Source organism: Pseudomonas sp. BP6 (assembly GCF_017875935.1).
GTDB classification, from domain to species: domain Bacteria; phylum Pseudomonadota; class Gammaproteobacteria; order Pseudomonadales; family Pseudomonadaceae; genus Aquipseudomonas; species Aquipseudomonas putida_Y.
In genome coordinates this window covers 2,979,002-3,005,543 of sequence record NZ_JAGINI010000001.1, presented here as the reverse complement: position 1 = coordinate 3,005,543, position 26,542 = coordinate 2,979,002, and the positions used below count along the sequence as shown (strand labels likewise).

General features: G+C 62.7%; 21 protein-coding genes. 12 read left to right on the top strand and 9 right to left on the bottom strand.

Annotated features, from left to right (window positions below):
• Positions 1–41 precede the first annotated feature (41 nt).
• From J3A98_RS13745 to catR, 3 genes are all read right to left on the bottom strand, one after another.
• Positions 42–1,313 (bottom strand): D-arabinono-1,4-lactone oxidase, encoded by a 1,272-nt coding sequence (locus tag J3A98_RS13745; RefSeq protein WP_209966798.1) that lies wholly within the window; start codon positions 1,311–1,313, stop codon positions 42–44.
• A 28-nt stretch (positions 1,314–1,341) separates the two neighbouring features.
• Positions 1,342–2,109 carry an SDR family NAD(P)-dependent oxidoreductase gene (locus tag J3A98_RS13740; protein ID WP_012051983.1) on the bottom strand — a complete coding sequence of 256 codons (768 nt, stop codon included), beginning with the start codon at positions 2,107–2,109 and terminating at the stop codon, positions 1,342–1,344.
• A gap of 188 nt (positions 2,110–2,297) precedes the next feature.
• Complete coding sequence (gene catR / locus J3A98_RS13735; protein ID WP_176682457.1) at positions 2,298–3,170, bottom strand: HTH-type transcriptional regulator CatR; 873 nt, start codon at positions 3,168–3,170, stop codon at positions 2,298–2,300.
• Between the two features lie 135 nt (positions 3,171–3,305).
• On the opposite strand from catR, the gene J3A98_RS13730 reads away from it, so the two are divergent.
• The 5 genes from J3A98_RS13730 to J3A98_RS13710 all read left to right on the top strand — a co-directional run bounded on the left by J3A98_RS13730 (position 3,306) and on the right by J3A98_RS13710 (position 8,731).
• Positions 3,306–4,427, top strand: coding sequence for a muconate cycloisomerase family protein (locus J3A98_RS13730; protein WP_209966794.1), 1,122 nt, complete (start codon positions 3,306–3,308; stop codon positions 4,425–4,427).
• A 21-nt stretch (positions 4,428–4,448) separates the two neighbouring features.
• Positions 4,449–4,739 carry a muconolactone Delta-isomerase gene (catC, locus tag J3A98_RS13725; RefSeq protein WP_010954550.1) on the top strand — a complete coding sequence of 97 codons (291 nt, stop codon included), beginning with the start codon at positions 4,449–4,451 and terminating at the stop codon, positions 4,737–4,739.
• Between the two features lie 43 nt (positions 4,740–4,782).
• Positions 4,783–5,718 (top strand): catechol 1,2-dioxygenase, encoded by a 936-nt coding sequence (gene catA / locus J3A98_RS13720; protein ID WP_176682459.1) that lies wholly within the window; start codon positions 4,783–4,785, stop codon positions 5,716–5,718.
• 257 nt (positions 5,719–5,975) lie between these two features.
• Positions 5,976–6,470 carry a GNAT family N-acetyltransferase gene (locus J3A98_RS13715; RefSeq protein ID WP_209966792.1) on the top strand — a complete coding sequence of 165 codons (495 nt, stop codon included), beginning with the start codon at positions 5,976–5,978 and terminating at the stop codon, positions 6,468–6,470.
• Between the two features lie 161 nt (positions 6,471–6,631).
• Positions 6,632–8,731, top strand: coding sequence for an EAL domain-containing protein (locus J3A98_RS13710; protein WP_209966789.1), 2,100 nt, complete (start codon positions 6,632–6,634; stop codon positions 8,729–8,731).
• Positions 8,732–8,745: 14 nt separating this feature from the next.
• Here the strand turns inward: J3A98_RS13710 and J3A98_RS13705 are convergent, their stop codons facing one another.
• Positions 8,746–9,570 (bottom strand): aldo/keto reductase, encoded by an 825-nt coding sequence (locus tag J3A98_RS13705; protein ID WP_209966788.1) that lies wholly within the window; start codon positions 9,568–9,570, stop codon positions 8,746–8,748.
• Positions 9,571–9,813: 243 nt separating this feature from the next.
• Here J3A98_RS13705 and J3A98_RS13700 point away from each other — a divergent pair, with 243 nt between their 5' ends.
• Entirely contained in the window at positions 9,814–10,692 is an 879-nt protein-coding gene (locus J3A98_RS13700) for a DMT family transporter (protein ID WP_010954509.1), read from the top strand.
• Between the two features lie 59 nt (positions 10,693–10,751).
• Here J3A98_RS13700 and J3A98_RS13695 read toward each other — a convergent pair whose 3' ends face one another.
• Complete coding sequence (locus tag J3A98_RS13695) at positions 10,752–11,657, bottom strand: LysR family transcriptional regulator (protein WP_021782048.1); 906 nt, start codon at positions 11,655–11,657, stop codon at positions 10,752–10,754.
• A gap of 386 nt (positions 11,658–12,043) precedes the next feature.
• On the opposite strand from J3A98_RS13695, the gene katG reads away from it, so the two are divergent.
• The 3 genes from katG (at position 12,044) to J3A98_RS13680 (ending at position 17,167) form a co-directional block, all read left to right on the top strand.
• Entirely contained in the window at positions 12,044–14,299 is a 2,256-nt protein-coding gene (gene katG / locus J3A98_RS13690) for a catalase/peroxidase HPI (protein WP_209966786.1), read from the top strand.
• A 159-nt stretch (positions 14,300–14,458) separates the two neighbouring features.
• Positions 14,459–15,670, top strand: coding sequence for a M24 family metallopeptidase (locus tag J3A98_RS13685; protein ID WP_209966784.1), 1,212 nt, complete (start codon positions 14,459–14,461; stop codon positions 15,668–15,670).
• A 162-nt stretch (positions 15,671–15,832) separates the two neighbouring features.
• Entirely contained in the window at positions 15,833–17,167 is a 1,335-nt protein-coding gene (locus J3A98_RS13680; RefSeq protein WP_209966782.1) for an MFS transporter, read from the top strand.
• 226 nt (positions 17,168–17,393) lie between these two features.
• Here the strand turns inward: J3A98_RS13680 and J3A98_RS13675 are convergent, their stop codons facing one another.
• Positions 17,394–18,401, bottom strand: a complete 1,008-nt coding sequence (locus J3A98_RS13675) for a GlxA family transcriptional regulator (RefSeq protein ID WP_209966779.1) — start codon at positions 18,399–18,401, stop codon at positions 17,394–17,396.
• Between the two features lie 181 nt (positions 18,402–18,582).
• Here J3A98_RS13675 and pssA point away from each other — a divergent pair, with 181 nt between their 5' ends.
• Together pssA and J3A98_RS13665 are read left to right on the top strand one after the other, a co-directional pair.
• A complete protein-coding gene (gene pssA, locus J3A98_RS13670) occupies positions 18,583–19,911 on the top strand; it encodes a CDP-diacylglycerol--serine O-phosphatidyltransferase (RefSeq protein WP_209966777.1) in 1,329 nt (442 codons plus the stop codon).
• A 231-nt stretch (positions 19,912–20,142) separates the two neighbouring features.
• Positions 20,143–21,288 carry a GGDEF domain-containing protein gene (locus J3A98_RS13665; RefSeq protein ID WP_209966775.1) on the top strand — a complete coding sequence of 382 codons (1,146 nt, stop codon included), beginning with the start codon at positions 20,143–20,145 and terminating at the stop codon, positions 21,286–21,288.
• Between the two features lie 121 nt (positions 21,289–21,409).
• Here the strand turns inward: J3A98_RS13665 and ppnN are convergent, their stop codons facing one another.
• The 3 genes from ppnN to J3A98_RS13650 all read right to left on the bottom strand — a co-directional run bounded on the left by ppnN (position 21,410) and on the right by J3A98_RS13650 (position 25,490).
• Positions 21,410–22,783 (bottom strand): nucleotide 5'-monophosphate nucleosidase PpnN, encoded by a 1,374-nt coding sequence (gene ppnN / locus J3A98_RS13660; protein WP_176682468.1) that lies wholly within the window; start codon positions 22,781–22,783, stop codon positions 21,410–21,412.
• A 382-nt stretch (positions 22,784–23,165) separates the two neighbouring features.
• Complete coding sequence (locus tag J3A98_RS13655) at positions 23,166–24,224, bottom strand: IS110-like element ISPpu11 family transposase (protein WP_209969857.1); 1,059 nt, start codon at positions 24,222–24,224, stop codon at positions 23,166–23,168.
• Positions 24,225–24,428: 204 nt separating this feature from the next.
• Positions 24,429–25,490 (bottom strand): YeiH family protein, encoded by a 1,062-nt coding sequence (locus J3A98_RS13650; RefSeq protein WP_021782040.1) that lies wholly within the window; start codon positions 25,488–25,490, stop codon positions 24,429–24,431.
• Between the two features lie 112 nt (positions 25,491–25,602).
• Here J3A98_RS13650 and J3A98_RS13645 point away from each other — a divergent pair, with 112 nt between their 5' ends.
• Positions 25,603–26,490, top strand: coding sequence for a LysR family transcriptional regulator (locus J3A98_RS13645; protein WP_209966774.1), 888 nt, complete (start codon positions 25,603–25,605; stop codon positions 26,488–26,490).
• Positions 26,491–26,542: the final 52 nt, after the last annotated feature.

Genomic DNA, 26,542 nt, shown 5'->3' with positions numbered 1-26,542 from the left:
CAAGGGGCTGCAAAGCAGCCCCTTGCTGTATCAGGTACAGGTCACCTGAACAGCGGACTCAGGTGCTCGCTGAGGTAGATCCCTTGCGGATCGAGCTGGCGGCGCAGCTTACGGAAGTCCTCGGCACGCGGGTATATTGCACTCACATCTTCACCCGTCAGGAAATGCAGCTTGCCCCAGTGCGGCCTGGCGCCATAGGAACGCAGGATCTGATCCACCGCCCGCAGATAGTCCCAGTAGTCGGTACCCGGCTGGCCGGACACCGAAATGGTCACGCTGTCCTGCTCGAAGAATGGGCTCATCCACGCCCCGTCTCCGGCAGTAAAGCGGTACTCGATGGGGTAGATGGCCTTGGGGAAGTCCTCCAGCATCAGCTTGCGCACGGCCCGCAACGCTTCCTTGCTGTGGCGCAATGGCACAGCGTATTCCAGCTCGTGAAAGTTGGGCAGGTACTCGATCGGGTACACATCCGAGCTGTAGGCCACTTTCTCGAACTCGCTTTCCCAGATCGGGTGGTCGGTGATGTCCATGACCTTCACTTCGCAGACATCGGTGGTGCGCCCGCTTGTAGAGGTGGCGGCGGTATCGGGTAGGCAATAGCAATGCCGGCTTTGCTCGTAGGGGCACCAGAAGAAGCTGAAGTGGCGGTGTTTGCGTGCCAGTTCGTCGTGCTTTTCCATCACGCTTTCGAAGTCTTCGCGCCAGATGCGCTCGTGCAGGTTGAAGCTGTCGGTCACCTGCAAGGTCAGTTCGGAAACAATGCCCAGTACGCCCAGCGACACCCGGCCCGCTTGCAGCAGGTCGGGGGTGCTTTCGTCGACCAAGAGTATTTCGCCATTGGGTTGCACCAGCTTCATGCCGACAATCGACGAGGCCAGGTTGCCGAGGGTCAGACCGGTGCCGTGGGTACCGGTAGTCAATGCGCCTGCAATAGACTGGCTGTCGATGTCGCCCTGGTTGACCATTGACAACCCGGCGGCACGCAATGTCTTGCCCAAGGCATTGATGGTGGTGCCGGCGGCAGCGGTGACGCGCTTTTTCTCGTGGTCGACATGGCGTACGCCGCTCATGTTGGCCAGGGTCAGGTGCAGGCCATTGGTCAGTGCCACCGGGGTGAAGGAATGCCCCGAGCCGGCCACGCGCACGTTCATGCCATTGCTGCTGGCCTGGCTGACCATTGAGCACAATTCGTCCTCGCTGGCCGGTGCCCCGCGTGCTGCACGGATGCAGGACTGGTTACCGGCCCAGTTGCGCCAGTGCGCGTGTTCAAGGCCGAATTCGTTGATATGCATGTTGTTGGAAGAGGTACTCACATCGTTCTCCTGCCGGTTGTTCTTGTAATCAGAGGGCGGTGTAGCCATTGTCGGCAAACAGGTGCGCGCCGTTGACGAAACTGGCGTCGTCACTGGCCAGGAACAAGGCTGCGCTGGCGACTTCCGAGGGTTGGCACAAGCGCCCCTGGGCGGCAGCGATGGCCTGTTCGCTGACGTCCACGCCATGCTTGCGCAACATGTCGATCTCGCGCAGGCCGTGGGCGGTGGCGATGAAGCCCGGGCAGATGGCATTGGCGCGAATGCCTCGGTCGCGAAACTCCACAGCGATGGCCCGGGCGAACATATGCGTGGCACCCTTGCTGGTGCAATACAGCACCTCCATCGGCGTGCCCACCACTGCCGAGATTGATGAGGTGCAGACGATACTGCCGCCGCCGGCCGCAAGCATGCCCGGCAACACCGCGCCGGTGACCAGGAACATGCTCTTCACGTTCACGGCCATGATCCGGTCCCATTCTTCTTCACTGGTTTCCAGGAAGGGCATGGCCGACAGGATGCCCGCGTGGTTCATCAGCACGGTGATGTGGCCGAAGGCCTCTTCTACGGCCGCCACCGCGGCCTTCACTTGCTGTGCGTCCGAGACATCGGCGGCAGCGAAGATGGCCTGGTAACCTGCATCACGCAATCGCCTTGCAACTTCGGCGCCCTTGCTGCCGGGCAGGTCGACAATGCCCACCCTGGCCCCTTCTGCCGCGAACAGCTCCGATGCGGCCAGCCCGCAGCCACCCGCACCGCCAGTAATCAGCGCCACCTTGCCGTTAAGACGTCCAGCCATGTTCGACTCCCGATGATTTTTGATTGACTGTCTTGAGCCCGGGCGTTTCGCGATTCGCGTGCTGGAGCATGAAACAGATCATCGGGAACATCCATATACCGATGGGTATACGGGGCACGCATAGGCAATGGGGCAGGGCTATACAGTCCCTGTGGGGCGCGCCCGCTCCCACAAGGTGCATGGTGTGTTCATATTGCCTGTTGCTCGATCAACGCCAGGCACCGCTGCACGATCGGGCTTACATCACCCTTGCGCCGGCTGAGGATGATCGGGCTGACGGCGCCGCTATCAAGCAGGTCGACATACTCGATATCGGTACGGTGCTGCTGCTGTACCGTTGCCGGCACCAGGGTCACGCCGACGCCAACCGCTACCAGGCCGATGGCGGTCTGCAGTTCGTTGGCCCACTGGCTGACACGAATGCTCATGCCGTGGTGGGCGAACAGCGCCAGCACGTGGTCGGCATAACTGGGCCGGGGATTGGCCGGATAGAGGATGAACGCTTCGCCAGCCAGCTGGGCCAGACTGAGCGGGCGGCCCGCCAGGGGGTGGCCCTTGGGTAGCACGGCCACCAGCGGGTCCTCGCACAGCACCTGCTGGTGAATCACCGGGTCGTCGATGCGAATGCGCCCGAAGCCAATGTCGATACGCCCGCTTTTAAGCGCCTCCACCTGTTGCAAGGTGGTCATCTCGTTCAGGCCCAGTTCCAGCTCGCTGTCCTGGCGCAGTTCGCGGATCAGCTCCGGCAGCACGGTGTACAGGGTAGAGGGCGCAAAGCCGATGCCCAGCCACTGGCGCTGGCCCTGGCCGATGCGGCGGGTGTTGTCGCTGATGTTCTGCAACTGCTGCAGCACAGTGCAGGTCTGCTCGTAGAAGAAGCGGCCGGCTTCGGTCAGCCGCAGCGGACGTTCGCGCACCACCAGCAGGGTACCGAGCTGGTCCTCCAGTTGGCTGATCTGCCGACTCAGGGGTGGCTGGGCGATGTGCAGCAGCTCGGCGGCGCGGGTGAAGTTCAGGGTCTCGGCCAAGACTTTGAAGTAACGCAGGTGGCGCAGCTCCATCAGACCTCCAGGGTATGGTGGGAGATTCATTTGATATTGGACGGTCGTCAGGGTCTCGCGCAATCCTTCAACAATCAAGTAAACGCATCACTCGGGCCTGCAACTGAAAGCCCGACCTGACGGGACCTGGCAACAATGACAAGCGCGCTGATTGAACACATAGATGCAATTATCGTCGATCTCCCGACCATTCGCCCGCACAAGCTGGCGATGCACACCATGCAGCAGCAGACCCTGGTGGTATTGCGCCTGCGCTGCAGCGATGGCGTGGAAGGCATCGGCGAAGCCACCACCATCGGTGGCCTGGCTTATGGCTACGAAAGCCCCGAAGGCATCAAGGCCAATATCGACGCGTATCTCGCCCCGGCGCTGATCGGCCTGCCAGCAGACAACATCAACGCCGCCATGCTCAAGCTGGACAAACTGGCCAAGGGCAACACTTTCGCCAAGTCCGGTATCGAAAGCGCCTTGCTAGACGCCCAGGGCAAACGCCTGGGCCTGCCGGTCAGCGAACTGCTGGGGGGCCGCGTGCGTGACAGCCTGGAAGTGGCCTGGACCCTGGCCAGCGGCGACACCGCCCGCGATATCGCCGAAGCCCAGCACATGCTGGAAATTCGCCGGCACCGCGTGTTCAAGCTGAAAATCGGCGCCAACCCGGTGGCCCAGGACCTCAAGCATGTGATCGCGATCAAGCGCGAGCTGGGTGACAGCGCCAGCGTGCGGGTCGACGTCAACCAGTACTGGGACGAGTCCCAGGCCATCCGCGCCTGCCAGGTATTGGGCGACAATGGCATCGACCTGATCGAGCAGCCGATTTCGCGCATCAACCGCGGTGGCCAGGTGCGCCTGAACCAGCGCAGCCCGGCACCGATCATGGCCGATGAGTCAATCGAAAGTGTCGAGGACGCCTTCAGCCTGGCCGCCGACGGCGCCGCCAGCATCTTCGCCCTGAAAATCGCCAAGAATGGTGGCCCGCGCGCGGTGCTGCGCACTGCACAGATCGCCGAGGCCGCCGGCATCGCCTTGTACGGCGGCACCATGCTCGAAGGTTCGATCGGCACCCTGGCTTCGGCCCATGCATTCCTCACCCTGCGCCAGCTCACCTGGGGTACGGAGCTGTTCGGGCCGCTGCTGCTGACCGAGGAAATTGTCAACGAGCCGCCGCAGTACCGCGACTTCCAGCTGCACATCCCCTATACCCAAGGCCTTGGCCTGACTTTGGACGAACAGCGCCTGGCGCGTTTCGCCCGTCGCTGATCAGCAAGCAAGGAGATAACCATGTTGTTCCACGTGAAGATGACCGTGAAGCTGCCGGTCGACATGGACCCGGCCAAGGCCGCCCAGCTCAAGGCCGACGAAAAGGAACTGGCTCAGCGCCTGCAGCGCGAAGGCATCTGGCGTCACCTGTGGCGCATTGCCGGGCATTACGCCAACTACAGCGTGTTCGATGTGCCCAGCGTCGAGGCGTTGCATGACACGCTGATGCAGCTGCCGCTGTTCCCGTACATGGACATCGAGGTAGACGGCCTGTGTCGGCATCCCTCGTCTATCCACAGCGACGATCGCTGATTCGCACCTGTATGCCTGACAAGAACAATACGAGGTAAGCACGATGACCGTGAAAATTTCCCACACTGCCGACATTCAAGCCTTCTTCAACCAGGTGGCTGGCCTGGACCATGCCGAAGGAAACCCGCGCTTCAAGCAGATCATTCTGCGCGTGCTGCAAGACACCGCTCGGCTGATCGAAGACCTGGAAATCACCGAGGACGAGTTCTGGCACGCCGTCGACTACCTCAACCGCCTGGGCGGTCGTAACGAGGCGGGCCTGCTGGCTGCTGGGCTGGGCATCGAGCACTTCCTCGACCTGCTGCAGGATGCCAAGGACGCCGAAGCCGGCCTTGGCGGCGGCACCCCACGCACCATCGAAGGCCCGCTGTATGTTGCCGGGGCGCCGCTGGCCCAGGGCGAAGTGCGCATGGACGACGGCACTGACCCGGGCGTGGTGATGTTCCTTCAGGGCCAGGTGTTCGATGCCGACGGCAAGCCGTTGGCCGGTGCCACCGTCGACCTGTGGCACGCCAACACCCAAGGCACCTATTCGTACTTCGATTCGACACAATCCGAGTTCAACCTGCGCCGGCGTATCATCACCGATGCCGAGGGCCGCTACCGCGCGCGCTCGATCGTGCCATCGGGGTATGGCTGCGACCCGCAGGGCCCAACCCAGGAATGCCTGGACCTGCTCGGCCGCCACGGCCAGCGCCCGGCGCACGTGCACTTCTTCATTTCGGCACCAGGGCACCGCCACCTGACCACGCAGATCAACTTTGCGGGCGACAAGTACCTGTGGGACGACTTTGCCTATGCCACCCGTGACGGGCTGATCGGCGAACTGCGTTTTGTCGAGGATGCGGCGGCGGCGCGCGACCGCGGTGTGCAAGGCGAGCGCTTTGCCGAGCTGTCATTCGACTTCCGCTTGCAGGGTGCCAGGTCGCCTGACGCCGAGGCGCGAAGCCATCGGCCGCGGGCGTTGCAGGAGGGCTGAGTCCGAGGTTTTGTCACTGTGATTTTGCCTGGGGCTTTCCGTGCGGGGAGGTCCCGGGCTTTTTGCTGCAAGGGCCTGGTGATCTAGGCTCTGTACGAAAAGTCTTGAGACGCAGGTCAGGCAAGGCGAAAACAGCCGAGGAAGCGGAGTGTACTGGAGTACATGAGCATTCCGAGGCTGTTTTCAACGCAGCATGAACAAGTATCAAGGCTTTTCGTACAGAGCCTAGAATCGTCCTTTTGCTCAGGCCCCACACCATGCTCCCCCTCGCGCTGCTGCCAACCACCATCGACCAGGCTCCACTGATCCGCAATCTCTACCAGTTCTATTGCTACGAGTCCTCCGACTGGGAGCAGGAAGACGTCGAGGCGGATGGCCGCTTCTACATCCACGAGCAGCACCTGCAACGTTACTGGCAGGACGACGGCTGGGGCGCGTATCTGGTGCTGGCGGACGGGTTCATCGCCGGCTTCGTGCTGGTAGAGCGCAGCGAACTGCCTGGTATCGATGCGCAGGAGCTTGCCGACCTGTTCATCTTGAAGAAGTACCGCCGCCAGGGCATCGGCCAGGCGGTGGCGTTGCAGCTGCTGGGGGGCGAGGGTGACTGGCTGCTGCGCTGCTATGCACAGGATCTGGCCGCTGTGGCTTTCTGCAATGCAGTGCTGGCCAACCTGCCGCGGCCGGCGCAGGCTATCGCCTTGGGGGATGAGCCGGACTTGCTCAATTTTCTGGTGACCGGCACCCGCCATTGAGGGTTGGTGCGCTTTCGTTCGTCCTGATAAGGGGAAGCGTCATTTTTGTGAGTTGCTTCACAAAATTTTCATGGGCAGCATAATGCCATTATCGCTTTCCAAGACTCGGCCGCCGCTTGCCGGGCCCCTTTTCATGCGTTTCGAAGGTTCAGGTAAAGTTCATGTCGCTCGCAGCAAACCCCGACATCATGTACCGGCTATTGATCCAGAGCGTGGTGGATTATGCCATCTACCTGCTTACCCCTGAAGGTATCGTCGCCAACTGGAACCCCGGCGCCCAGCGCGCCAAGGGGTACCATGCCGAAGAAATCGTCGGCCAGCACTACTCTGTGTTCTACACCGATGCCGAGCGCGCAGCCGGGTTGCCGACATTTAACCTGGAGCAGGCGCGCAGCACCGGCCGCTTTGAAGAAACGGGCGCACGCCTGCGCAAGGACGGTACGGCCTTCCACGCCCATGTGGTCATCGAAGCGGTATACGACGATGCCGGACACCTGGTGGGTTTCGCCAAGGTCACCCGCGACATTTCCGAACGCCACCACCAGGAACTCGAACTGCTGCAGGCCAAAGAGCTGGCCGAGCAGTACAGCCAGGAAATGGCCAAGCTGTCGCAGTTCCTCGATTCGGTCATTGCCAACATTCCCGCGAGCGTCATCGTCCAGGACCTGGAAAGCCAGCGCATCCTGTTGGCCAACCAGCAGGCCGAACGCCTGTTCGGCGGGCCGCAGCGCAGCATGATCGGCCAGTTGCCCCGGGAATGCCTGGCACCGGCTGCCGGTGACTACCTGGAGCAGCAACTCGTGCGTGGTGCCCGCAGTACCAAGGGGCACGCCGCCGAAACCCGCGTCGACACTGCCCGTGGCCCCCGCACCCTGCGCAGCCGTACCCTGCTCAGCCAGAGCCGCGAGGGGCAGGCCGATTACGTGTTGTTCGTGGCTGAAGACGCCACCGAAGAGCTGGCCGCCCATGCGCAGATTCACCACATGGCGCACCATGACGCGCTCACCGGGCTGCCCAACCGGACGCTTTTCCACGAACGGCTGCGTCAGGCCTTGTTGCGCGGTAGCGAAAACGCCAAGCTGACCGCTGCCCTGTGCCTGGACCTGGACAACTTCAAAAACATCAACGACTCCCTTGGCCATGCCTTTGGCGACAAGCTGCTACGCGAGTTGGGCAAGCGTCTGCGCCGCGAACTGCGTGAGCACGACACCTTGGCCCGCCTGGGTGGCGATGAGTTTGCCGTGGTGCTGACGGGCCTGGAAGGGCGGGATGCCGCATGTAATACCGCGCAGCGCCTGATCAAGGCCATCAGCCCGCCGTTCCAGATCGAAGGGCATCAGTTCGCGGTGGGGGTGAGCATCGGCATCGCCATCGCGCCTGATGACAATGACCAGGCAGAGCAACTGTTGGGCTACGCCGACATGGCGCTGTACCAGGCCAAGCGTAACGGCCGTAATCGTTATGAATGCTTCGATGTCGAACTGGACGTTGCCGCCCGCCAGCGCCGCCTGGTGGAAACCGACCTGCGCACAGCGCTGCACCTGGGGCAGTTGCAGCTGCACTACCAGCCGGTAGTCGATCATCAAACCAGCAGCGTTACCGGTTATGAGGCGTTGCTGCGCTGGGAACACCCGACCCGGGGCATGGTCATGCCGATGGATTTCATCCCCATTGCCGAAGAAACCGGGTTGATCCACGAGTTGGGCAACCGTGCGCTGAATCTGGCCTGCCAGGAGGCGGCCAGTTGGGACGGTGAGCAGACGGTGTCGGTCAACCTGTCGGCGGTGCAGTTCAAGAACGGCGATCTGGTGCATACCGTCGCCCTCGCGCTGGCCGACTCGGGCCTGCCGCCGCAGCGACTGGAGCTGGAAATTACCGAATCGGTGCTGCTGGGCAACAGCGAGGAAAACGTGCGCACCTTGCGCGCCCTGAAAGACCTGGGCGTGTCCATTTCACTGGATGACTTTGGTACGGGCTACTCATCGCTGGGCTACCTGCGCTCGTTCCCCTTCGACCGGATCAAGATCGACAAGTCGTTTGTGCATGACATGTGCGACAGCCGCGAGGCCATGTCGATCATTCGCGCCATTACCGAGCTGTCCAACAGCCTGATGATCAAGACCACGGCCGAAGGCGTGGAGTCGGAGGAACAGATGCGCCGGCTCGCGGCGGAAGGGTGTTCGCACTTCCAGGGCTACTTTTACGGGCGGCCGGCACCGGCGAGCGAGCGGTTGAAGCAGGTCATCACGCAAGAACAATGACTTGCGCGGCGGCCTCAGCTGTTCCAGTCCGGGGCAAACGGCGGGCTAACCACGCGCTGGTCTTTCGGCAGCCCGGCGATGGCTGCGCGGTCTTCGTCATCCAACTGCACGGTCAACGCGGCCAGGTTGGCCAGCTGGTTTTCGCGGCTGCTGGCTTTGGGGATCGCCGCCACGACGTCCTGGTCCAGCAGCCATTTCAGCGCTACCTGGCTGGGAAGCACGCCATGCTTGCGGGCAATCGCCTGGATCACCGGCTGCGCCGCTGCCTGGCCGCGTGCCAGCGGGGTATAGGCGGTGAGCAACAAATCATGGCTGCGGGCGAAGTCGAGTAGCGGTTGCTGGCTGAGCAGAACATGGTATTCCACCTGAATCGCCGACAACGGCGCGCCCAGGGTTTCCACCACCTGGCGCAATAACCCCAATGGGAAGTTGGCCACGCCGATGTGGCGCGCCTTGCCTTCGTCACGCAGGGCTACCAGGGTGTCGATGCTGCGGGCCAGGTCCCAGTCTGTGCCTGGCCAGTGGATGTGGAACAGGTCAACCTGTTCGGTACCCAGCGCGCGCAGGCTGTCTTCCAGCGACTGACGCATGGCTTTGGGCTGCAGACGGTCCCACCAGACCTTGGTGGTCAGGTGAATCTGCTCGCGTGGCACGTCGCTGTCGCGCAGTGCCTGGCCAACGGCCGCTTCGTTTTCGTAGGCGGTGGCGGTGTCGATGTGCCGGTAACCCACGTCCAGTGCCTGGCGCACGGCCTGGGTGCATTCACTGCCGGTCATTGGCCAGGTGCCCAGGCCGATGGCGGGCAGGTCCAGGCCGGTGCGGGTGGTGAGCCTTTGCATGTAAATTCCTTGTAGGGTGCAGGGGTCGGTCGATGGTCAGCGATCAACCGTGCACGGGCCATGCATGCCAGGTGGAAAGTGGTCGATCAGCGAACAGAAATTGCACTTGGCCGGGGCAAGCGGCAAATGAACTTCCTTATTCTGCGGCATCTCTTCTAGAATCCCAGCTGTTACATTCGCCGGGCAATGCCTGCGCGTCCTTCCCCGGGCGCGGCTTGCTGCCGCGCCGTCATCGAGAGAGCCATGAGTTCCAGCACACCGCTGTCCGGCGTCAACCAACCCCTGCGCGGCATCGCGTTGGTGGTGGTGGCGACGTTCCTGTTCGCCAGCCACGATGCCTTGTCCAAATTCCTGGGTGGCCTGTACCCGATAGTCATGGTGGTGTGGGCGCGTTATGTGGTGCACACGTTGCTGATGGCCGGCATCTTCCTGCCCAAGTCTGGGCTCAACGTGTTGCGCACCCGCCGGCCGGTATTGCAGACCTTGCGGGCCCTGAGCCTGCTGAGCACCAGCCTGCTGTTCACGACCGGCTTGCAATACCTGCCACTGGCAGAGGCCACGGCCGTCAACTTCCTTGCCCCGGTACTGGTCACCGCGCTGTCGGCGCCGCTGCTGAAAGAGCGAGTGACAGTCGGGCAGTGGGTGGCGGTGGTCATGGGCTTTATTGGCGTGCTGGTGGTGGTGCACCCTGGCGGGGCGATGTTTACCCCGGCCATTCTGTATCCGTTCGGTTCGGCGTTGGGCTTCTGCTTCTATCAGTTGCTGACGCGCATTCTGGCGGCGCATGACAGCCCGACCACCAGCAACTTCTATGCGGGGTTGTGCAACACCTTGGCGATGAGTGCGCTGGTGCCGTTCTTCTGGGAGGTCCCGCGCTGGGACCATGCCCTGTTGATGCTGGCACTGGGCGGCTTTGGCATGACTGCGCACCTGCTGTTGACCCAGGCCTTCCGCCATGCAGCGCCAGCGTTGCTGGCACCGTTCAGCTATTGCCAGATCGTGTTTGCCGGGTTGCTTGGCTTCGTGGTCTACAGCCAGGTGCCGGATACCCTGAGCCTGGTAGGGATTTTGGTGATCTGTCTCAGCGGGCTCGGTGCAGCGTGGATGCAGCGCGGCAAATAGTAGCCGCGCGCTTCAGGCTGTACGGGCGGTAGGCGCAGCGTTGCGCTGCGAAGAGGGCATCACTGCGTGGCCATGAACTGCAGGATGCGGTCGCGCAGCCAGCGCTCGGCGGGGTCGTTGTCCTGGGCGCCGCTCCAGACCATCGACAGCTCGGCCTCGGTGATGTCGAACGGCGCCGGGTCGGCGCGCAGGCTGCCGTCGTCGGCGAGAGCGCAAGCGGCGTAGTCCGGCACCGTGGCGATCAGCTCGGTGTTGCGCAGCAGGGCGCGCAGGCTACCGAACTGCGGCACCGCCAGCACCACCTTGCGGCAACGACCGATGCGTGCCAGATCGAGGTCGATGTTGCCGCTCATGTCACCGGAGAACGACACCATCACATGCGGGCGGGCGCAGTACTCGTCGAGGGTCAGCGGCCCCGGGCGGTCGTCGGCGCGCAGCACCCGTACGCCGATGTCGCGCAGCTTGCGGCGTTTGGCGGTGGCCGGTAGGTCGGTGGTATAGCTCACGCCTACCGAGATCTCGCCGCTGGCCAGCAAACCGGGCATCAGCAGAAAGTTGGCCCGCCGCACTACCACGCTGATCTCCGGGGCCTCTTCACGCAGGGCCTGCAGCAGAGCCGGAAACAGGCCGAACTCGGCATCATCGGAAAGCCCCAGGCGGAACACGTTGCAGCTGTTGGCCGGGTCGAATTCGCGGGCGCGACTGATGGCGGCGGAAATCACGTCCATGGCCGGGCCAAGTTCGGCAAAGATCTGCAGGGCCCGTGGCGTGGGTTCCATGGCCCGGCCGTTGCGTATCAGCAGCGGGTCGTCGAACAGTTCGCGCAGGCGGGCGAGGGCGGCGCTGACGGTGGATTGGGTGATAAACAGCTTTTCGCCGACGCGGGTCAGGTTGCGTTCGATCATCAGGGCTTCGAACAGCACCAGCAGGTTCATGTCGACGCGGCGCAGGTCGTTGCGGTTCATGAGGGCTCGGCGTCCGGGGCAAAGGGTATGGCTGTGTATTGAAGCACGGTGCCGGGCCTTGTGCCTTGTATGGATGTGCCGGCCTCGTCGCGGGCTTGATCGCGAAGCGGTCGATACAGGCCAGTGCCTGACAGAGCCAGCCTATCAGGCTCCAACAGCCACTCTATTAGAACTCTGCCCAAGCTCGACTAGTCTTTCCCGTGGCCCCGCGAATTCCGCGACCGGGCAGCGCGTCAGCACCTGTGTGCAAGACCGTGGCCCCCCGGCGTGACAGCTTCGCAAGCCCCGTGTACACCTGATGAGGGGTAGTACGAGCCCACCCGCTCGGCTGAAAGAACACTGGCATAGACCGGAAATCTGGATAACCGACCCAAAGGTACCCGCAGATGTCGAACGAATCGAAATGCCCGTTCCATCAAACCGCAGGTGGCGGCACCACCAATCGTGACTGGTGGCCTGACCAGCTCAACCTGAGAATTCTTCACCAGCATTCCTCCAAGTCCAGCCCTGACCCGGACTTCGACTATGCCAAGGCGTTCAAGAGCCTCGACTTCCAGGCCCTGAAGAAAGACCTGACCGCCCTGATGACCGACTCGCAGGATTGGTGGCCGGCCGATTTCGGCCACTACGGCCCGCTGTTCATCCGCATGGCCTGGCACAGCGCCGGCACCTACCGCATTGGTGACGGCCGTGGGGGGGCGGGCTCCGGCCAGCAACGCTTCGCCCCGCTCAACAGCTGGCCGGACAACGTCAGCCTGGACAAGGCCCGGCGCCTGCTGTGGCCGATCAAGCAGAAGTACGGCAACAAGATTTCCTGGGCCGACCTGATCGTACTCACCGGTAATGTTGCCCTCGAATCCATGGGCTTCAAGACCTTCGGCTTCTCCGGCGGGCGTGCCGATGTGTGGGAGCCGGACGAAGACGTGTACTGGGGGTCGGAAAAGGAGTGGCTGGGCGGCGATACCCGTTACGGCAAGGATCAGGCCAAGGCGCAGGCGCCAGGGCAGGGTGACCTGGTGGCCGAGCCGGCCAAGCATGGTGAAGAGCAGAATCGCAACCTGTCAGCCGAGCGTAACCTGGAAAACCCGTTGGCCGCCGTGCAGATGGGCCTGATCTACGTGAACCCGGAAGGCCCGGAAGGTAACCCGGACCCGGTGGCCTCAGGCAAGGACATCCGTGAAACCTTTGGCCGCATGGCCATGAACGATGAGGAAACCGTGGCGTTGATCGCCGGTGGGCACGCGTTCGGCAAGACCCACGGTGCCGGCCCCGCCGACAACGTCGGCCCCGAGCCGGAAGCGGCAGGCCTGGAGATGCAGGGCCTGGGCTGGCACAACACGTTTGGCTCCGGCAAAGGCGGGGATACCATCACCAGTGGCCTGGAAGTGACCTGGACCTCCACCCCGACCCGGTGGAGCAACGAATACCTGAATAACCTGTTCGACTTTGAGTGGGAGCTGACCAAAAGCCCGGCTGGCGCGCACCAGTGGCGGCCGAAAGACGGCAAAGGCGCAGGCATGGTGCCAGATGCACACGATCCCGGTAAAAGGCATGCACCGTCGATGTTGACCTCCGACCTGGCATTGCGCTTCGATCCCATCTACGAGCCAATCGCTCGCCGCTTCAAAGAAAACCCTGACCAGCTGGCGGATGCTTTTGCCCGTGCGTGGTACAAGCTGATTCACCGCGACATGGGCCCGCTGGCGCGCTATCTGGGCCCGGAAATGCCCAATGAAGAGTTGCTGTGGCAAGACCCGCTACCCAAAGCCGACCCAGCCACGATCAGCGAGCAAGACATCGCGACCCTCAAGTCCAGGATCCTGGCCTCGGGTTTGAGCGTGGGCGAACTGGTCTCCACCGCCTGGGCATCCGCGTCGACCTTCCGTGGCTCCGACAAGCGCGGTGGTGCCAACGGCGCCCGTTTGCGCTTGGCCCCACAGAAGGACTGGGCTGCAAACCAGGGCGTGGACAAGGTGCTGGCGGCATTGGAGAAGATCCAGGCCGAGTTCAACAACAGCGGCAAGAAGGTTTCCCTGGCTGACCTGATCGTGCTGGCCGGTACCGCGGCAGTCGAAAAAGCTGCCAAGGATGCCGGTTACAGCGGCAGCGTAGGATTCCGCCCGGGGCGGGTCGATGCGTCCCAGGAGCAGACCGACGTCGAGTCGTTCGCCGTGCTGGAGCCGCTGGCCGATGGCTTCCGCAACTTCACCAAGGCACGTTACAGCGTCAAGGCCGAGAAACTGTTGCTGGACAAGGCGCAGTTGCTGACCCTGACCGCGCCGGAGCTGACCGTGCTGATCGGCGGCCTGCGCGTGCTCGGTGCCAACCATGGTGGCAGCAATCTTGGCGTGTTCACCGACAAGCCGGGAACGCTGAGCAACGACTTCTTCCGCAACTTGCTGGATATGAGCGTGGAGTGGAAACCCACCTCGGCGGACAACGAAACCTTTGAAGGCCGCGACCGCAAGACCGGGCAGGTGAAGTGGAGCGGTAGCCGGGTCGATCTGGTGTTCGGTTCGCATGCCCAGTTGCGGGCGTTGAGCGAGGTGTATGGCAGCAGTGATGGGGGTGACAAGTTTGTCCGGGACTTTGTGGCCGCCTGGCAGAAGGTCATGGAGCTGGACCGCTTTGATTTGAAATAGCGTTGCCTGGCGGGGGGCGCTTAGCGCCCCTCCTTGGCCACTGGTTATTCCGCCAATTCCAGGTCGGATAGATACAAAAGTGTCCTCGTCGGTTCTGTTGCAATGCTTCTCAGGCGGCCGGCCTGAACAGCGTGCTCACAACGACAAGGAACCCCGACCATGCAAATGCCCAAGACCCTGAAAATCCGCAATGGCGACAAGGTGCAGCCAACCTTCTCCGCCCAGGAATACGCTGCTCGCCACGCCCGGCTGCGGGCCTATATGGCCGAGCAGGACATCGAGGCGGCAATCTTCACCTCGTATCACAACGTCAACTATTACAGCGATTTCCTCTACTGCTCGTTCGGCCGCCCTTATGCGCTGGTGATCACCCAGGACAAGGTGGTCTCGATCAGTGCCAACATCGACGGCGGGCAACCCTGGCGGCGCACGGTGGGCACTGACAACATCGTCTACACCGACTGGCAGCGCGACAACTACTTCGTCGCCATCCAGCAGGCGTTGCCGCTGGCCTCGCGCATTGGCGTGGAGTACGACCACCTGAACCTGCAGAACCACGGCAAACTCGCCGCCTGCTACCCCAGGGCCGAGCTGGTGGACATCGCTGCGCCGTGCATGCGTATGCGCATGATCAAGTCGGCCGAGGAGCAGGCGCTTATCCGTCACGGTGCGCAGGTGGCCGACATCGGCGGGGCGGCAGTGGTCGAGGCCCTGCGTGAGCATGTGCCCGAGTACGAGGTGGCACTGCATGCCACCCAGGCGATGGTGCGCGAAATTGCCAAACGCTTCCCGGACGCCGAGCTGATGGACACCTGGACCTGGTTCCAGTCCGGGCTCAACACCGATGGCGCGCACAACCCGGTCACCAGCCGCCGTGTGGGCAAGGGCGAGATCCTCAGCCTCAACTGTTTCCCCATGATCGCCGGCTACTACACCGCGCTGGAGCGCACCTTGTTCCTTGACCACTGCCCGGACGAGTACCTGCGCCTGTGGCAGGCCAACGTCGAAGTGCACGAAGCCGGGCTGCAACTGGTGCGCCCAGGCATGCGCTGCAGCGATATCGCCCGCGAACTGAACGAGATCTTCCTGCGCCACGACCTGCTGCAGTACCGCACCTTCGGGTATGGCCATTCGTTCGGCACGCTCAGCCATTACTACGGCCGTGAGGCGGGGCTGGAGCTGCGCGAGGACATCGATACCGTGCTGGAGCCGGGCATGGTGGTGTCTATCGAGCCGATGATCATGCTGCCTGAAGGGCGACCAGGGGCGGGCGGTTATCGCGAGCATGACATCCTGATCGTCAACGACAACGGCGCCGAGAACATCACCAAGTTCCCGTATGGGCCGGAGCACAACATCATTCGCCAATAAGCATCGGCGTCGGCTGCTTCGCGGGCAAGCCCGCTCCTACGGGGATTTCACCGTTTTCGTAGGCGCGGGTTCACCCGCGAAAAGGCTGGCCCAGACAACAACAAGATCCCCGTATGACCACCAGACCCTGCCTCCAATTAAAAGAATCAGAGGGTACCCGTCATGTCCAGCACCACCCTTGACCCGTCCGCTATTGCCGGCCCCGCACACAACGCCGAACGCCAGGCGCTGCGCAAGGCCGCCCGGGCCAGCTTCATGGGCAACTTCGTCGAGTGGTTCGACTACGCTGCCTACGGCTATCTGGCCACCATCATTGCCGCCAACTTCTTCCCGCAAACTGACAAGACCACCGGTTTGCTGGCCACCTTCGCGGTATTCGCCCTGTCGTTCCTGGTACGCCCGCTGGGTGGCATCGTCTGGGGCCATTTCGGTGACCGACATGGTCGGCGCAACGCGCTGTCGTGGTCGATCCTGATCATGTCGGTATCCACCTTCTGCATCGGCTTGTTGCCGGGCTATGCGCAGATCGGGCTGTGGGCGCCGGCCTTGCTGTTGCTGATCCGCCTGGTACAGGGGTTTTCCGCCTCGGGTGAGTACGCCGGGGCCGCTGCGTTCCTGGCCGAGTACGCGCCGCCTGGGCGGCGTGGCTTGTACACCAGTATCGTGCCGGCCAGCACGGCGGCGGGGTTGTTGTTCGGTGCGGCGTTCGTTGCGGTGCTGCATGAGCTGCTCAGCAGTGAAGCCCTGCATGAGTGGGGCTGGCGCCTGCCGTTCCTGCTGGCGGCGCCGTTCGGCCTGGTAGGGCGCTATATCCGCATGAGCCTGCAGGACACGCCCAAGTTCCTGGAGATGGAGCAGCGCCTGGAAACCAAGGCCGGCATGGCCACGACGCCGCTGCGCGAACTGCTGGGCCAGCACCGGCGCAGTCTGGCGATCGGCATAGGTGTCACCTGCCTGAATGCGGTTGCGTTCTACCTGTTGCTCAGTTACATGCCGACCTACCTGTCCAGTGAAATGGGCATGAGCGAGCGGGATTCGTTCATCGCCTCGACGGTGTCGCTGGCCACCTATATCGGCTTGATCTTCCTGATGGGGCGGCTGTCCGACCAGTTTGGTCGCAAGACCATGCTGGTGGTGGCCTCGCTGTTGTTCCTGGGGTTGACCGTGCCGTTGTTTCGCCTGCTGGACGGCCAGCCGCTGCTGGTGATTCTGGCCATCCAGATCCTTTTCGGTGCGATGCTGGCGATGAATGACGGGACCTTGCCGTGCCTGCTGGCCGAAATCTTTCCGACCCGGGTGCGCTTCAGCGGGTTTGCCCTGAGCTTCAATGTGGCCAATTCGCTGTTTGGCGGGACTGCGCCGTTCATTGCCACCTGGTTGATTCAGGTGACGGGCAGCAAGCTTGCCCCGGCAGGCTACTTGCTGGCGGCAGCACTGGTGGCGCTGGTGGCCATGCTGATGTGTCGGGAGACGGCGCACGCGGCCCTTGAAGATTAGTTGACCTGCACTGGCCTCTTCGCGGGCAAGCCCGCGCCTGTAGGAGCGGGTTTACCTGCGAATACGGTGGCGGCGGCAACGGTGAGCGACGGGTGGAGATTGGCCAGCAGGCCCGGCCCTTTCGCGGGTGAACCCGCTCCTACCACGGCCTGTGTCGGACCACCGATGTGCGTGTAGGAACGGGCTTGCCCGCGAAGAGGCCAGCCAAGCCAGTACATGACCCCATTCAATGGAGAGAGGCCTGCCGCCGCTCCCCTAAAGGCGACAGCCCGAAGAACCGGCTGTAACTCTTGGAGAAATGCGCAGGCGAACTGAAGCCGCAAGCCAGCGCTACCTCACGGACTTGCACGTCACTGCGCAGCAGTAACTCCCGCGCCCGCGACAGCCGCAGCTCCAGGTAGTACTGGCTGGGCGTGCGCTGCAGGTACTTGTGGAACAGCCGCTCCAGTTGGCGCACGGTCACTTCGTTGAGGTTGGCCAGTTCCTCCAGCCCCAGCGGTTCCTCCAGATTGGCCTCCATGATCGCCACCACCTGGCTCAGTTTGGGCTGGGCGCTGCCGAGCAGGGTGCGCAGCGGCACACGCTGGCGCTCACGTTCACCGCGTACGCGGTCGCACAGCAACAGTTCGGCGGCCTTGGCCGCGATGTCCTGGCCGCTCGTGTCCCGGGCCACCAGTTGCAGCATCATGTCCATGGCCGCTACGCCGCCTGAGCAGGTGTAACGGTCGCGGTCCAGTTCGAACAGCTGGCTGGAGATCACGATACCGGGGAAGTGCGCCTGCAACGTCGGCAGGTCTTCCCAGTGGATGGTGCAGCGGTAACCCTTGAGCAATTCGGCCTTGGCCAGCAGGTAACTACCGGTGCAGATACCGCCCAGCGGCAAGCGCTGGCGGGCCAGTTGGCGCAACCAGTCGATCAGTGGGCGGTTGCTACGGCTTCGGTCGATCGGGTTGGCGCCGACCACCAGCAAGGCATCCAGCGCGGGGGCGTTGGCGATGTTGTAGTCGGGCAGTACGCGCATGCCGTTGCTGGCCACCACCGGCGCGTCGTCTGCGGCGATCAGCACACTGCGATACAGTGGCTTGCGCGCGGCCAGGTTGGCCATGCGCAGGGTCTCCACCGCCGACGCAAGGCCGATGGTGGTGAAATTGGGCAAAATCAGGAAGCCAAAGGTCTTTGCCGAACAACCCTTTACAATAGACGTCGATAGGTTTGCAGAAGCGGGGTGGACCATTGCGCTGTTCCTGTGCAAGCTGAGGCCTGGTTGGTCAGGGGCAGTGAGAAAGCAGAGCCTCGCGTGGTTCTTGTTGTTATGTGTCGTTGCGGGGTCGATCATACACCCCGGATGCAGCGGCCAGGAATGGCCCCGCCGTCTGGCAGGGCCGACAGTGATTGCACAGAGAAGGTGAGCGTCAGTGAACCCCGAAACCATGCTGGCGGGCTTGCCAGGCTATGCCATGGCCCCCGAAGCGATCCAGGTGCTGCCCGATGCCAGGGCTTACCGCGCCTGCCTGTTCGAGCGTATCCGTACGGCGACTCGGCGCATCGTTATCGTTGCGCTGTACCTGCAGGAGGACGAGGCCGGCCAGGAAGTGCTGGATGCCTTGTACCAGGCCAAGGCCGCGCGGCCGGGCCTGGAGATCACCATCGTGGTCGACTGGTTCCGCGCCAGGCGCGGGCTGCTGGGTGCCGGGCGTCAGCCGGGCAATGCCGCCTGGTATCAGGCCCAGCGCCAGTTGCGCGGGCTGGACATCGCGATCCATGGCGTGCCAGTGCAGACCCGCGAACTGTTCGGGGTGTTGCACCTCAAAGGCAGCATCATCGACGATTGCGTGATCTACACCGGCGCCAGTCTGAACAATGTCTACCTGCATCGTTTCGACCGCTATCGCCTGGATCGCTACCACCTGTTCCAGTCACCGGCACTGGCTGATGCCATGGTCGGCCTGGTTCAGCGTTTGCTGCACCATACCGCCACACCGCGCCTCGACCTGCCGACGCCACCTTCTACCCGCAGCTTGCGCGGTGACATTCGGCGCTTGCGCGCACGGCTGCGGCGCATGGCCTACGAGGTACCGGCCAGCGTGACGGGGCAGGGCTTGCAGGTGATCCCGCTGCTGGGTGTGGGCCGTGGCAATCCACTGAACCGGGCGCTGTGCGCCTTGCTGGCAGTGGCGCGCACGCAGATCATCATCAGTACGCCGTATTTCAACCCGCCGCAGGTCGTGATGCGCGAACTTGACCATGCCCTGGCGCGGGGGGTTGGGGTGGAGCTGATTGTCGGTGACCGCACCGCCAACGACTTCTACATCGCCCCTGGCGAACCGTTCAGTGCCAGTGGTGCATTGCCCTATCTGTACGAGGACAACCTGCGCGCCTTCGCCCACCGCCGCCACGCCGCGATTGCCAGCGGCCAGTTGCAAGTACGCATCTGGAACGATCCCGGGCATACCTTCCATGCCAAGGGCGTTTGGATCGACCAGCGTTATTCGCTGCTGACCGGCAACAACCTCAACCCGCGCGGGTTCAACCTGGACCTGGAGAACGGCCTGCTGATCGACGACCCGCAGGGTCAATGGCTGGCGCCACGGGAAGCGGAGTTGAGCGAGCTGCGGCGCTTTGCGCCGAGAATCGGCTCGGCAGAGGCGCTGGGGGCGAAGGCCGAACATCCCAAGCAAGTGCGCAAGTTTCTGCGTCGGCTGCGCTATAGCCGGCTGGAGCCGTTGATCAAACGGGTGCTCTGACGTCGCCTGGACGGGCCCTGTCGCCGGCAAGCCAGCGAAGGGCCAGAGTGATACGCACCGTGCATTGATGTCATTATGATATTGCTGCCCACGGCCCTTTTTCAGGGGCTGGTTTACAATGTGCAGGCAACCTTGCAAGGCCCCTCTGAACGTGATCACGATCGCATACAGTCGGGCCTTTTCCCGTTAACCAGACAGGCCAATGCGTATATGGCGTTAGATCCACCCACGATGCTGACTATTTCAGTCGCTTTGGCCGCTGCGGCCGCCTTGTACCTGGCGATTGAATGGCGCAGTGTGCGCGAAACTTCGTTGCTGTACTGGAGTGCGGGTTTCGCCACGATTACGGTTGGTAGCACCCTGGCATTGTTGCGCGGGGTCGGCTTGCTGTTCATCGGCATCTGGTTCGCCAATGGCTTGCTGGTGGTGGCCCACGTTTTTTTCCTGATCGGCGTGCTGCGCTTCACCCAGGAGCGCTTGTCACGCGCCTGGATGATGATTGTGGTGGTCTGGTTCGCCTTGCTGCTGCTGCCCGTTGGCCCGCAGTGGTCGAAGGTGATGCTGATGGTCAACTCGTTGTTGGTGGCCTCGCTGACGCTCAAGGCCAGCTTCCTGCTGCGGCCACATGGCAAATCGCTGAGCGTCGGGGCCGTGCAACTGCGCTATGTGTTGCTGATCCATGGGCTGTTCTATGTGGCCAAGGCGGTCATCGCTATCACGCCAGGCACACTGATTGACCTGGCGACCTTTGGCGGGCTGATCATTCAGGTTTCGCTGGTGGAAGGCGCGATGGCGATCATGTTGATTGCCTTGTCGATGACCGGCACCGTACGTTACCGGCGTGAAGAGCGCATTGCCCGGCTGGCAGCCCGTGACCCGCTGACTGCGCTGTACAACCGGCGTGCGCTGGAGGTGCGGGCGGGGCATTTCTTCAAGGACGTAAGCCCGGCGCAGCCCGGGGCATTGCTGTTGATCGACATCGACAACTTCAAACTGGTCAACGACCTGCACGGGCATATAGCCGGCGACCGATTGCTGATTGCCTTGAGCGAGATGATTCGTACGGCGCTGCCCGAGCGCTCGCTGGCGGCGCGGTTGGGCGGGGATGAGTTCGTCATCTTGCTGAGTGGCGCAAGTAGTGAACGGGTCATGGAACTGGGGAGTGGGCTGCGTGAGCAGTTCCAGCATTACGCCGACAAGACTGTGCCTACGCCCCAGGCGGTTACCTTGAGCATTGGTGCCAACGTGTTCGATCAGCCGCCGGCGAGCCTGGCGGCGTTGATCGAGCAGGGGGATGTGGCGCTGTACCAGTCCAAACGTGGGGGACGCGACAGCATTCGGTTTTTCGAGCGGGCGATGGTTGAACTCCGCCAGTGAGCGAGCCACCTGGGTGGCTGAGCTTTCATGAAACCCATGTGGGTGCTCCGTACAGGCGCACCCGTCACCCGGCCCCCGCCTTTGACGGGCATCCACGCCCGTCATCAGCAAAACAGCGTGGTCAGGTCGCCACCTGATAGCACGGCACATACTCCGCGCCACCGGGCAGCTTCATCCGGTGCTGGTCGACGAATGCCTGCAGCAGCCGGCCCAGCGGGTCCAGTACGGCGCTGTCGCCGTGGATCTGATACGGCCCGTGTTCCTCGATCAGGCGGATGCCTTTGTCCTTGACGTTGCCTGCGACAATGCCGGAAAACGCCCGGCGCAGGTTGGCCGCCAGTTCATGGGGCGGCAGCTCGCGGCGCAAGTCCAGTTCAGACATGGCCTGGTGGGTCGGGTCGAACGGTCGCTGGAAGCTCTCCTCGATCTTCAGCAGCCAGTTGAAGTGGAAGGCATCGTTGCGCTCGCGGCGGAACTGCTTGACCGCTTTGAGGCCGTCGACCATGTGCCGGGCGACCTCCGCCGGGTCGTCGATGATGATTTCGTACAGGCGATGGGCGGCTTCTCCCAGCGTGGCACCGACAAAAGCATGCAACTGTTGCAGATAAGGCTCGGCGCTGCGCGGGCCGGTGAGCACCACCGGGAACGGCAGGTCCTCGTTGTCCGGGTGCATGAGGATGCCCAGCAGGTAAAGGAACTCCTCCGCTGTGCCGGCACCGCCCGGGAAGATGATGATGCCGTGGCCGACACGCACGAAGGCCTCCAGGCGCTTCTCGATGTCTGGCAGGATCACCAGTTCGTTGACGATCGGGTTGGGCGCCTCGGCGGCGATGATGCCGGGCTCGGTCAGGCCCAGGTAGCGGCTGCCATGCATGCGTTGCTTGGCGTGGGCGATGGTGGCGCCCTTCATCGGGCCTTTCATCACGCCTGGGCCGCAGCCGGTGCAGACATCCAGCTTGCGCAGGCCCAGTTCGTGGCCGACCTTCTTGGTGTATTGGTATTCCTCGGTGCTGATCGAGTGGCCGCCCCAACACACCACCATCTTCGGCTCCACGCCCGGGCGCAAGGTGCGCGCGTTGCGCAGCAGGTGGAAAACGTAATCGGTGATGCCCTGGGAGCTTTCCAGATCGATGCGCTGGCTGGCCAGCTCGCTTTCGGTGTAAACGATGTCGCGCAAGGCGCTGAACAGCATTTCACGGGTGCTGGCGATCATTTCGCCATCGACGAAGGCGTCGGCTGGGGCGTTCAGCAGCTCCAGGCGTACGCCGCGGTCCTGTTGGTGGATACGCACCTCGAAGTCCTTGTAGGCCTCAAGGATGGTCTTGGCATTGTCGACATGGGCGCCAGTGTTGAGGATTGCCAGGGCGCACTGGCGGAACAGTGTGTAAAGGCTGCCGGTACCGACTTCACTCAGTTGCTGCACTTCACGTTGTGACAGCGTCTCCAGGCTGCCTTTGGGGCTGACGGATGCATTGATGACATGGCGTTGAGGCATCTAAGTCTTTCCTGTGCGGGTAAAACATCCTTCTTTGGCACCACCATACCGAGAAATGTGGACGGCAACGAGGGGGGCTGTGAAAAACCTTGAGACCGGGTGGCCTGCTTCGCGGGTAAACCCGCTCCTATGTATGGACTCGCCCACACTGTCTAGCTGCTTTTTGAACATAGGAACCCGGTTGCATCTATGTATCAGGCCTATTCGAGGAAGCTTTTTGCTTCTGGCCAACATCGTGGTGAGCTCGCAGTGTGCCGTTTACATTGAGGCCACTATCAGGCCTGTAGGAGCGGAGGCATCGGTCTGCGACGGTCTTACCTAGGGTCAATGTTCACTAGCAGGGGTTGGAGCGCCTAGCGCCCCGGTGGCATTACCCGGTTGGTCAGAGGCTCATAGCCGCCTCCGGTTTTTCGTTCGGTTTGCGTTGGTAAACCTGATCGCTCTGTAACAGGGCCCAGATAATCCGCAGATTTCGATTAGCCAGCCTGATCGCCGCCTCCTTGCGCCCAAGGCGGGATAGCCAGCGCAAGAGGCGGCGATCATCTGGCTGATCGGAATCAGGCCTTAGCTGGCTCAAGACGGCATGCGCGCCCTGGATCATCAGGCTGCGTATGTAGCCGTCACCGCGCTTGCTCATCTTGCCCAATCTGATTTTGTTTCCGCTGCTGTGCTGATCGGGCACGATACCGAAGAAGGCGGAATACATTCGGCCACTGGCGAAGCGGCTGGGGTCGGTCTGTTTCGCCACGATCGCCGTGGCAATGATAGGGCCGACGCCGCGAATGGTGATCAGTCGCTGAGCGACTTTATCCTCTTGGGCAGTCGCTTCGAGCCGGCGGCTCAGCGCCGCTATGCGTTCACCTAGAGACAACCAGTCCATCAGCAACTCATCGAGCAACTCGCGCAACAGGTCGGGCAGAGGCAAGGAAGCATCCTCAAGCGCCTGAGGCACATGCTTATTGATCGCGGCATCGCCCTGGGGCATGGATACGCCATGCTCAAGTAGCAAACCACGGATCTGATTACCCAGCGCGGTATGTCGCTTGATGTTACCGCGCCGGATACGGTGCAGCGCTTGAATAGCCAGTGCTGTGGTGCTCTTGATCGGTATCGAAGCGATGCTCGTATCGCGACCGGCACGCAAAATGGCATAGCAGTCGTTACGATCGTTCTTAGCACCGCTGCGATGTTCGGCGACACGTTGCGCCGGCAGGATGCGAACCGGATTACCTTTGGTCTGCAGCAGCCTGGCCCAGGCTTGTGCACCTGGACCGCATTCCATCAAGACGGCCACGGTCGTTGGCAGCCTGAGCAGGAAATCATGGAACGCTTGGCGGGATTTGATGCGATCTTCGTAGATCACCCGACCAGTAGCGTCCTCGCCTGCTAATTGGAAGACCTGTTTGGCCAGGTCTACGCAGATGGTTGTGCAAAGCTCCACATCAGTGGAAGACAGGGAATCTTGTTTCGAACTATGCTTTTTCATGGTCTCGCCCTCGCTGCCGTTGGCTTCTTTGAACACCACCGTGGCACTGTGATGCCTCGGCGGGGGCGAGTCCATCGATTACAGGGGCCTTGCCGTCTTCAAGGCAGCACCCACCTGTAGGAGCGGGTTTACCCGCGAAGCCGCCAACCCGGTCTCGAATCAGCCCAACAGCTTCTGCACCCCCAGGGTAATCGCCAGCCCCCCGCCAACCAGCCACAGGTTCAGAATCGCCCCGGTGGCCAGCGCCCGTGGCCCAGCCTGGCGAATCTGGCTGAAGCGCGTTTCCATTCCCAGCGCGGTCATGGCCATGGTCAAGGCAAAGGTGTCCAGGCTGTTCACTGCCTGGGTCACGCTGCCAGGCAGTACGTGCAGCGAATTCACCAGGACCAGTGCCAGGAAGCCGAAAGCGAACCAGGGCATGGCAATGCGCCCGTTGCCCTGCGCCTGGCCAGCCTTGCGCGAACGGCTGATCCACAGGCCCACCACCAGCAGTACCGGTACCAACAGCATGACCCGGGTCATCTTGACGATGGTGGCGACATGCGTGGCTTCGGGGCTGACATTGCTGGCCGCGCCTACCACCTGCGCCACTTCGTGGACAGTGCCGCCCAGCAACAGCCCGGCGCCCATGGTATCCAGATGCAGCCAGCCGGCATTGATCGCCAGTGGGTAAAGGAACATGGACAAGGTACCGAACAGCACCACGCTTCCGACTGCCATGGCGCTTTTATGGGGGGCGCTGCGCAGCGCCGATTCGAATGCCAGCACGGCGGCCGCGCCGCAGATGGCGCTACCCGCGGCGGTCAGCAAGGCGGTATCGCGGTCGAGCTTGAACACTTTCATGCCACACCACAGGCCGATCAGCAGGGTACTGGTGACGACCAGCACCGACACGACAAGCCCCGACCAGCCGACTTCGGCAATTTCCTGCAGGCTTACCCGCAAACCAAAGAACGCCACGGCAATGCGCAACAGGCCGCGAGCGGAAAAATTGATACCGGCTGCCCAGCTTGCCGGTACGCCGTCACGCAGCGCGTTGCCATACAAGGCACCTGCGACAATACCCACGATCAGCGGGCTGATGCCCAGGTTGGCGATAGCGGGCATGGCCGCCAGTTGCGTGACTGCGACCGCGAACAGCGCGACGAACAGGATGCCATTGAGCCGCCCTCGGGTGGAGAGGGTAGGGGCAAAGGCGGGGTTGGACGGAACCGTGGCCATGTGAGTCCTCCGGAAAAGGTGTTTCGACAAGGCCTACGTTAATCTGGTTATAAGCTTATAAAAAATCGTAATTTAGGATGGCAAATATCCGCTTAGCTGATATTTTTGAATCATGACCCCAGAACAGCTGATAACATTCGCCACGGTTGCCGAGCACGGCAACATCAGCCATGCGGCTCAAGCCCTGCACCTGTCGCAGCCGGCAGTGTCCGGCCAGCTCAAGCTCTTGCAAGAGGCGTTTGGCGAACCCCTTTACCAACGCGCCGGCCGCGGTGTGCGGCTGACAGCGGCCGGTGATCAGTTGCTGGCGCATGCCGAGCGCCTGCGCGAAACCTTCCGCCAGGCCAAGGCGCTGCGCGAGGCCATGCGCGGGCTGGAGCGCGGCACATTGCGTGTTGGCGCCAGTACCACACCCGCCAGTTACCTGCTGCCTTACCTGATCGCCGATTTTCACGGGCGTTATCCGGATGTGCTGGTCAGCACCTCGCATGGCAACACGGCGGAGATCGTCGCCGCTCTGGACAGTGTCGATATCGCCCTGATCGAGGGGCCGCCCGGGCAGGAGTTGCCGTTGGGTACGCAAGTGACGCCGTGGCGCGAGGACGAGATCGTGGCGATTGTGCCCCGTGTGCACCCCCTGGCAGGCAGTGGCCCGCAGACGCTGGCGGAACTCGGCGCCTACCCGTTGGTGCTGCGTGAAAGCGGCTCGGGTGTGCGGCAGATCGTCGAGCGGGCGTTTGCTCGTGATGGCGTGGCGATGCGTGTGGCGCTGGAGATCGCGGGCGTTGAAGGGGTAAAAGAGGCGGTCCGCGCCGGGATGGGGGTTGGCTTTGTGTCGGCGATGTCCATTCGTCATGAGGATGGGGCGCTGCACCGGTTGCAGGTTGCGCCGCAGGCGCTGGTGCGGCGTTTCTCCATTCTGTTGCCGCATGGGGCTACGCCTTCGCGGGCTGCCTCGCGGTTTCTTGAATTATGTGTTGCCATGCAAGAGGTGGGTTGATTGTAAAGGTCTCTTCGCGGGCGCGATCCAAAACGTTTTGCAATAAAAAACA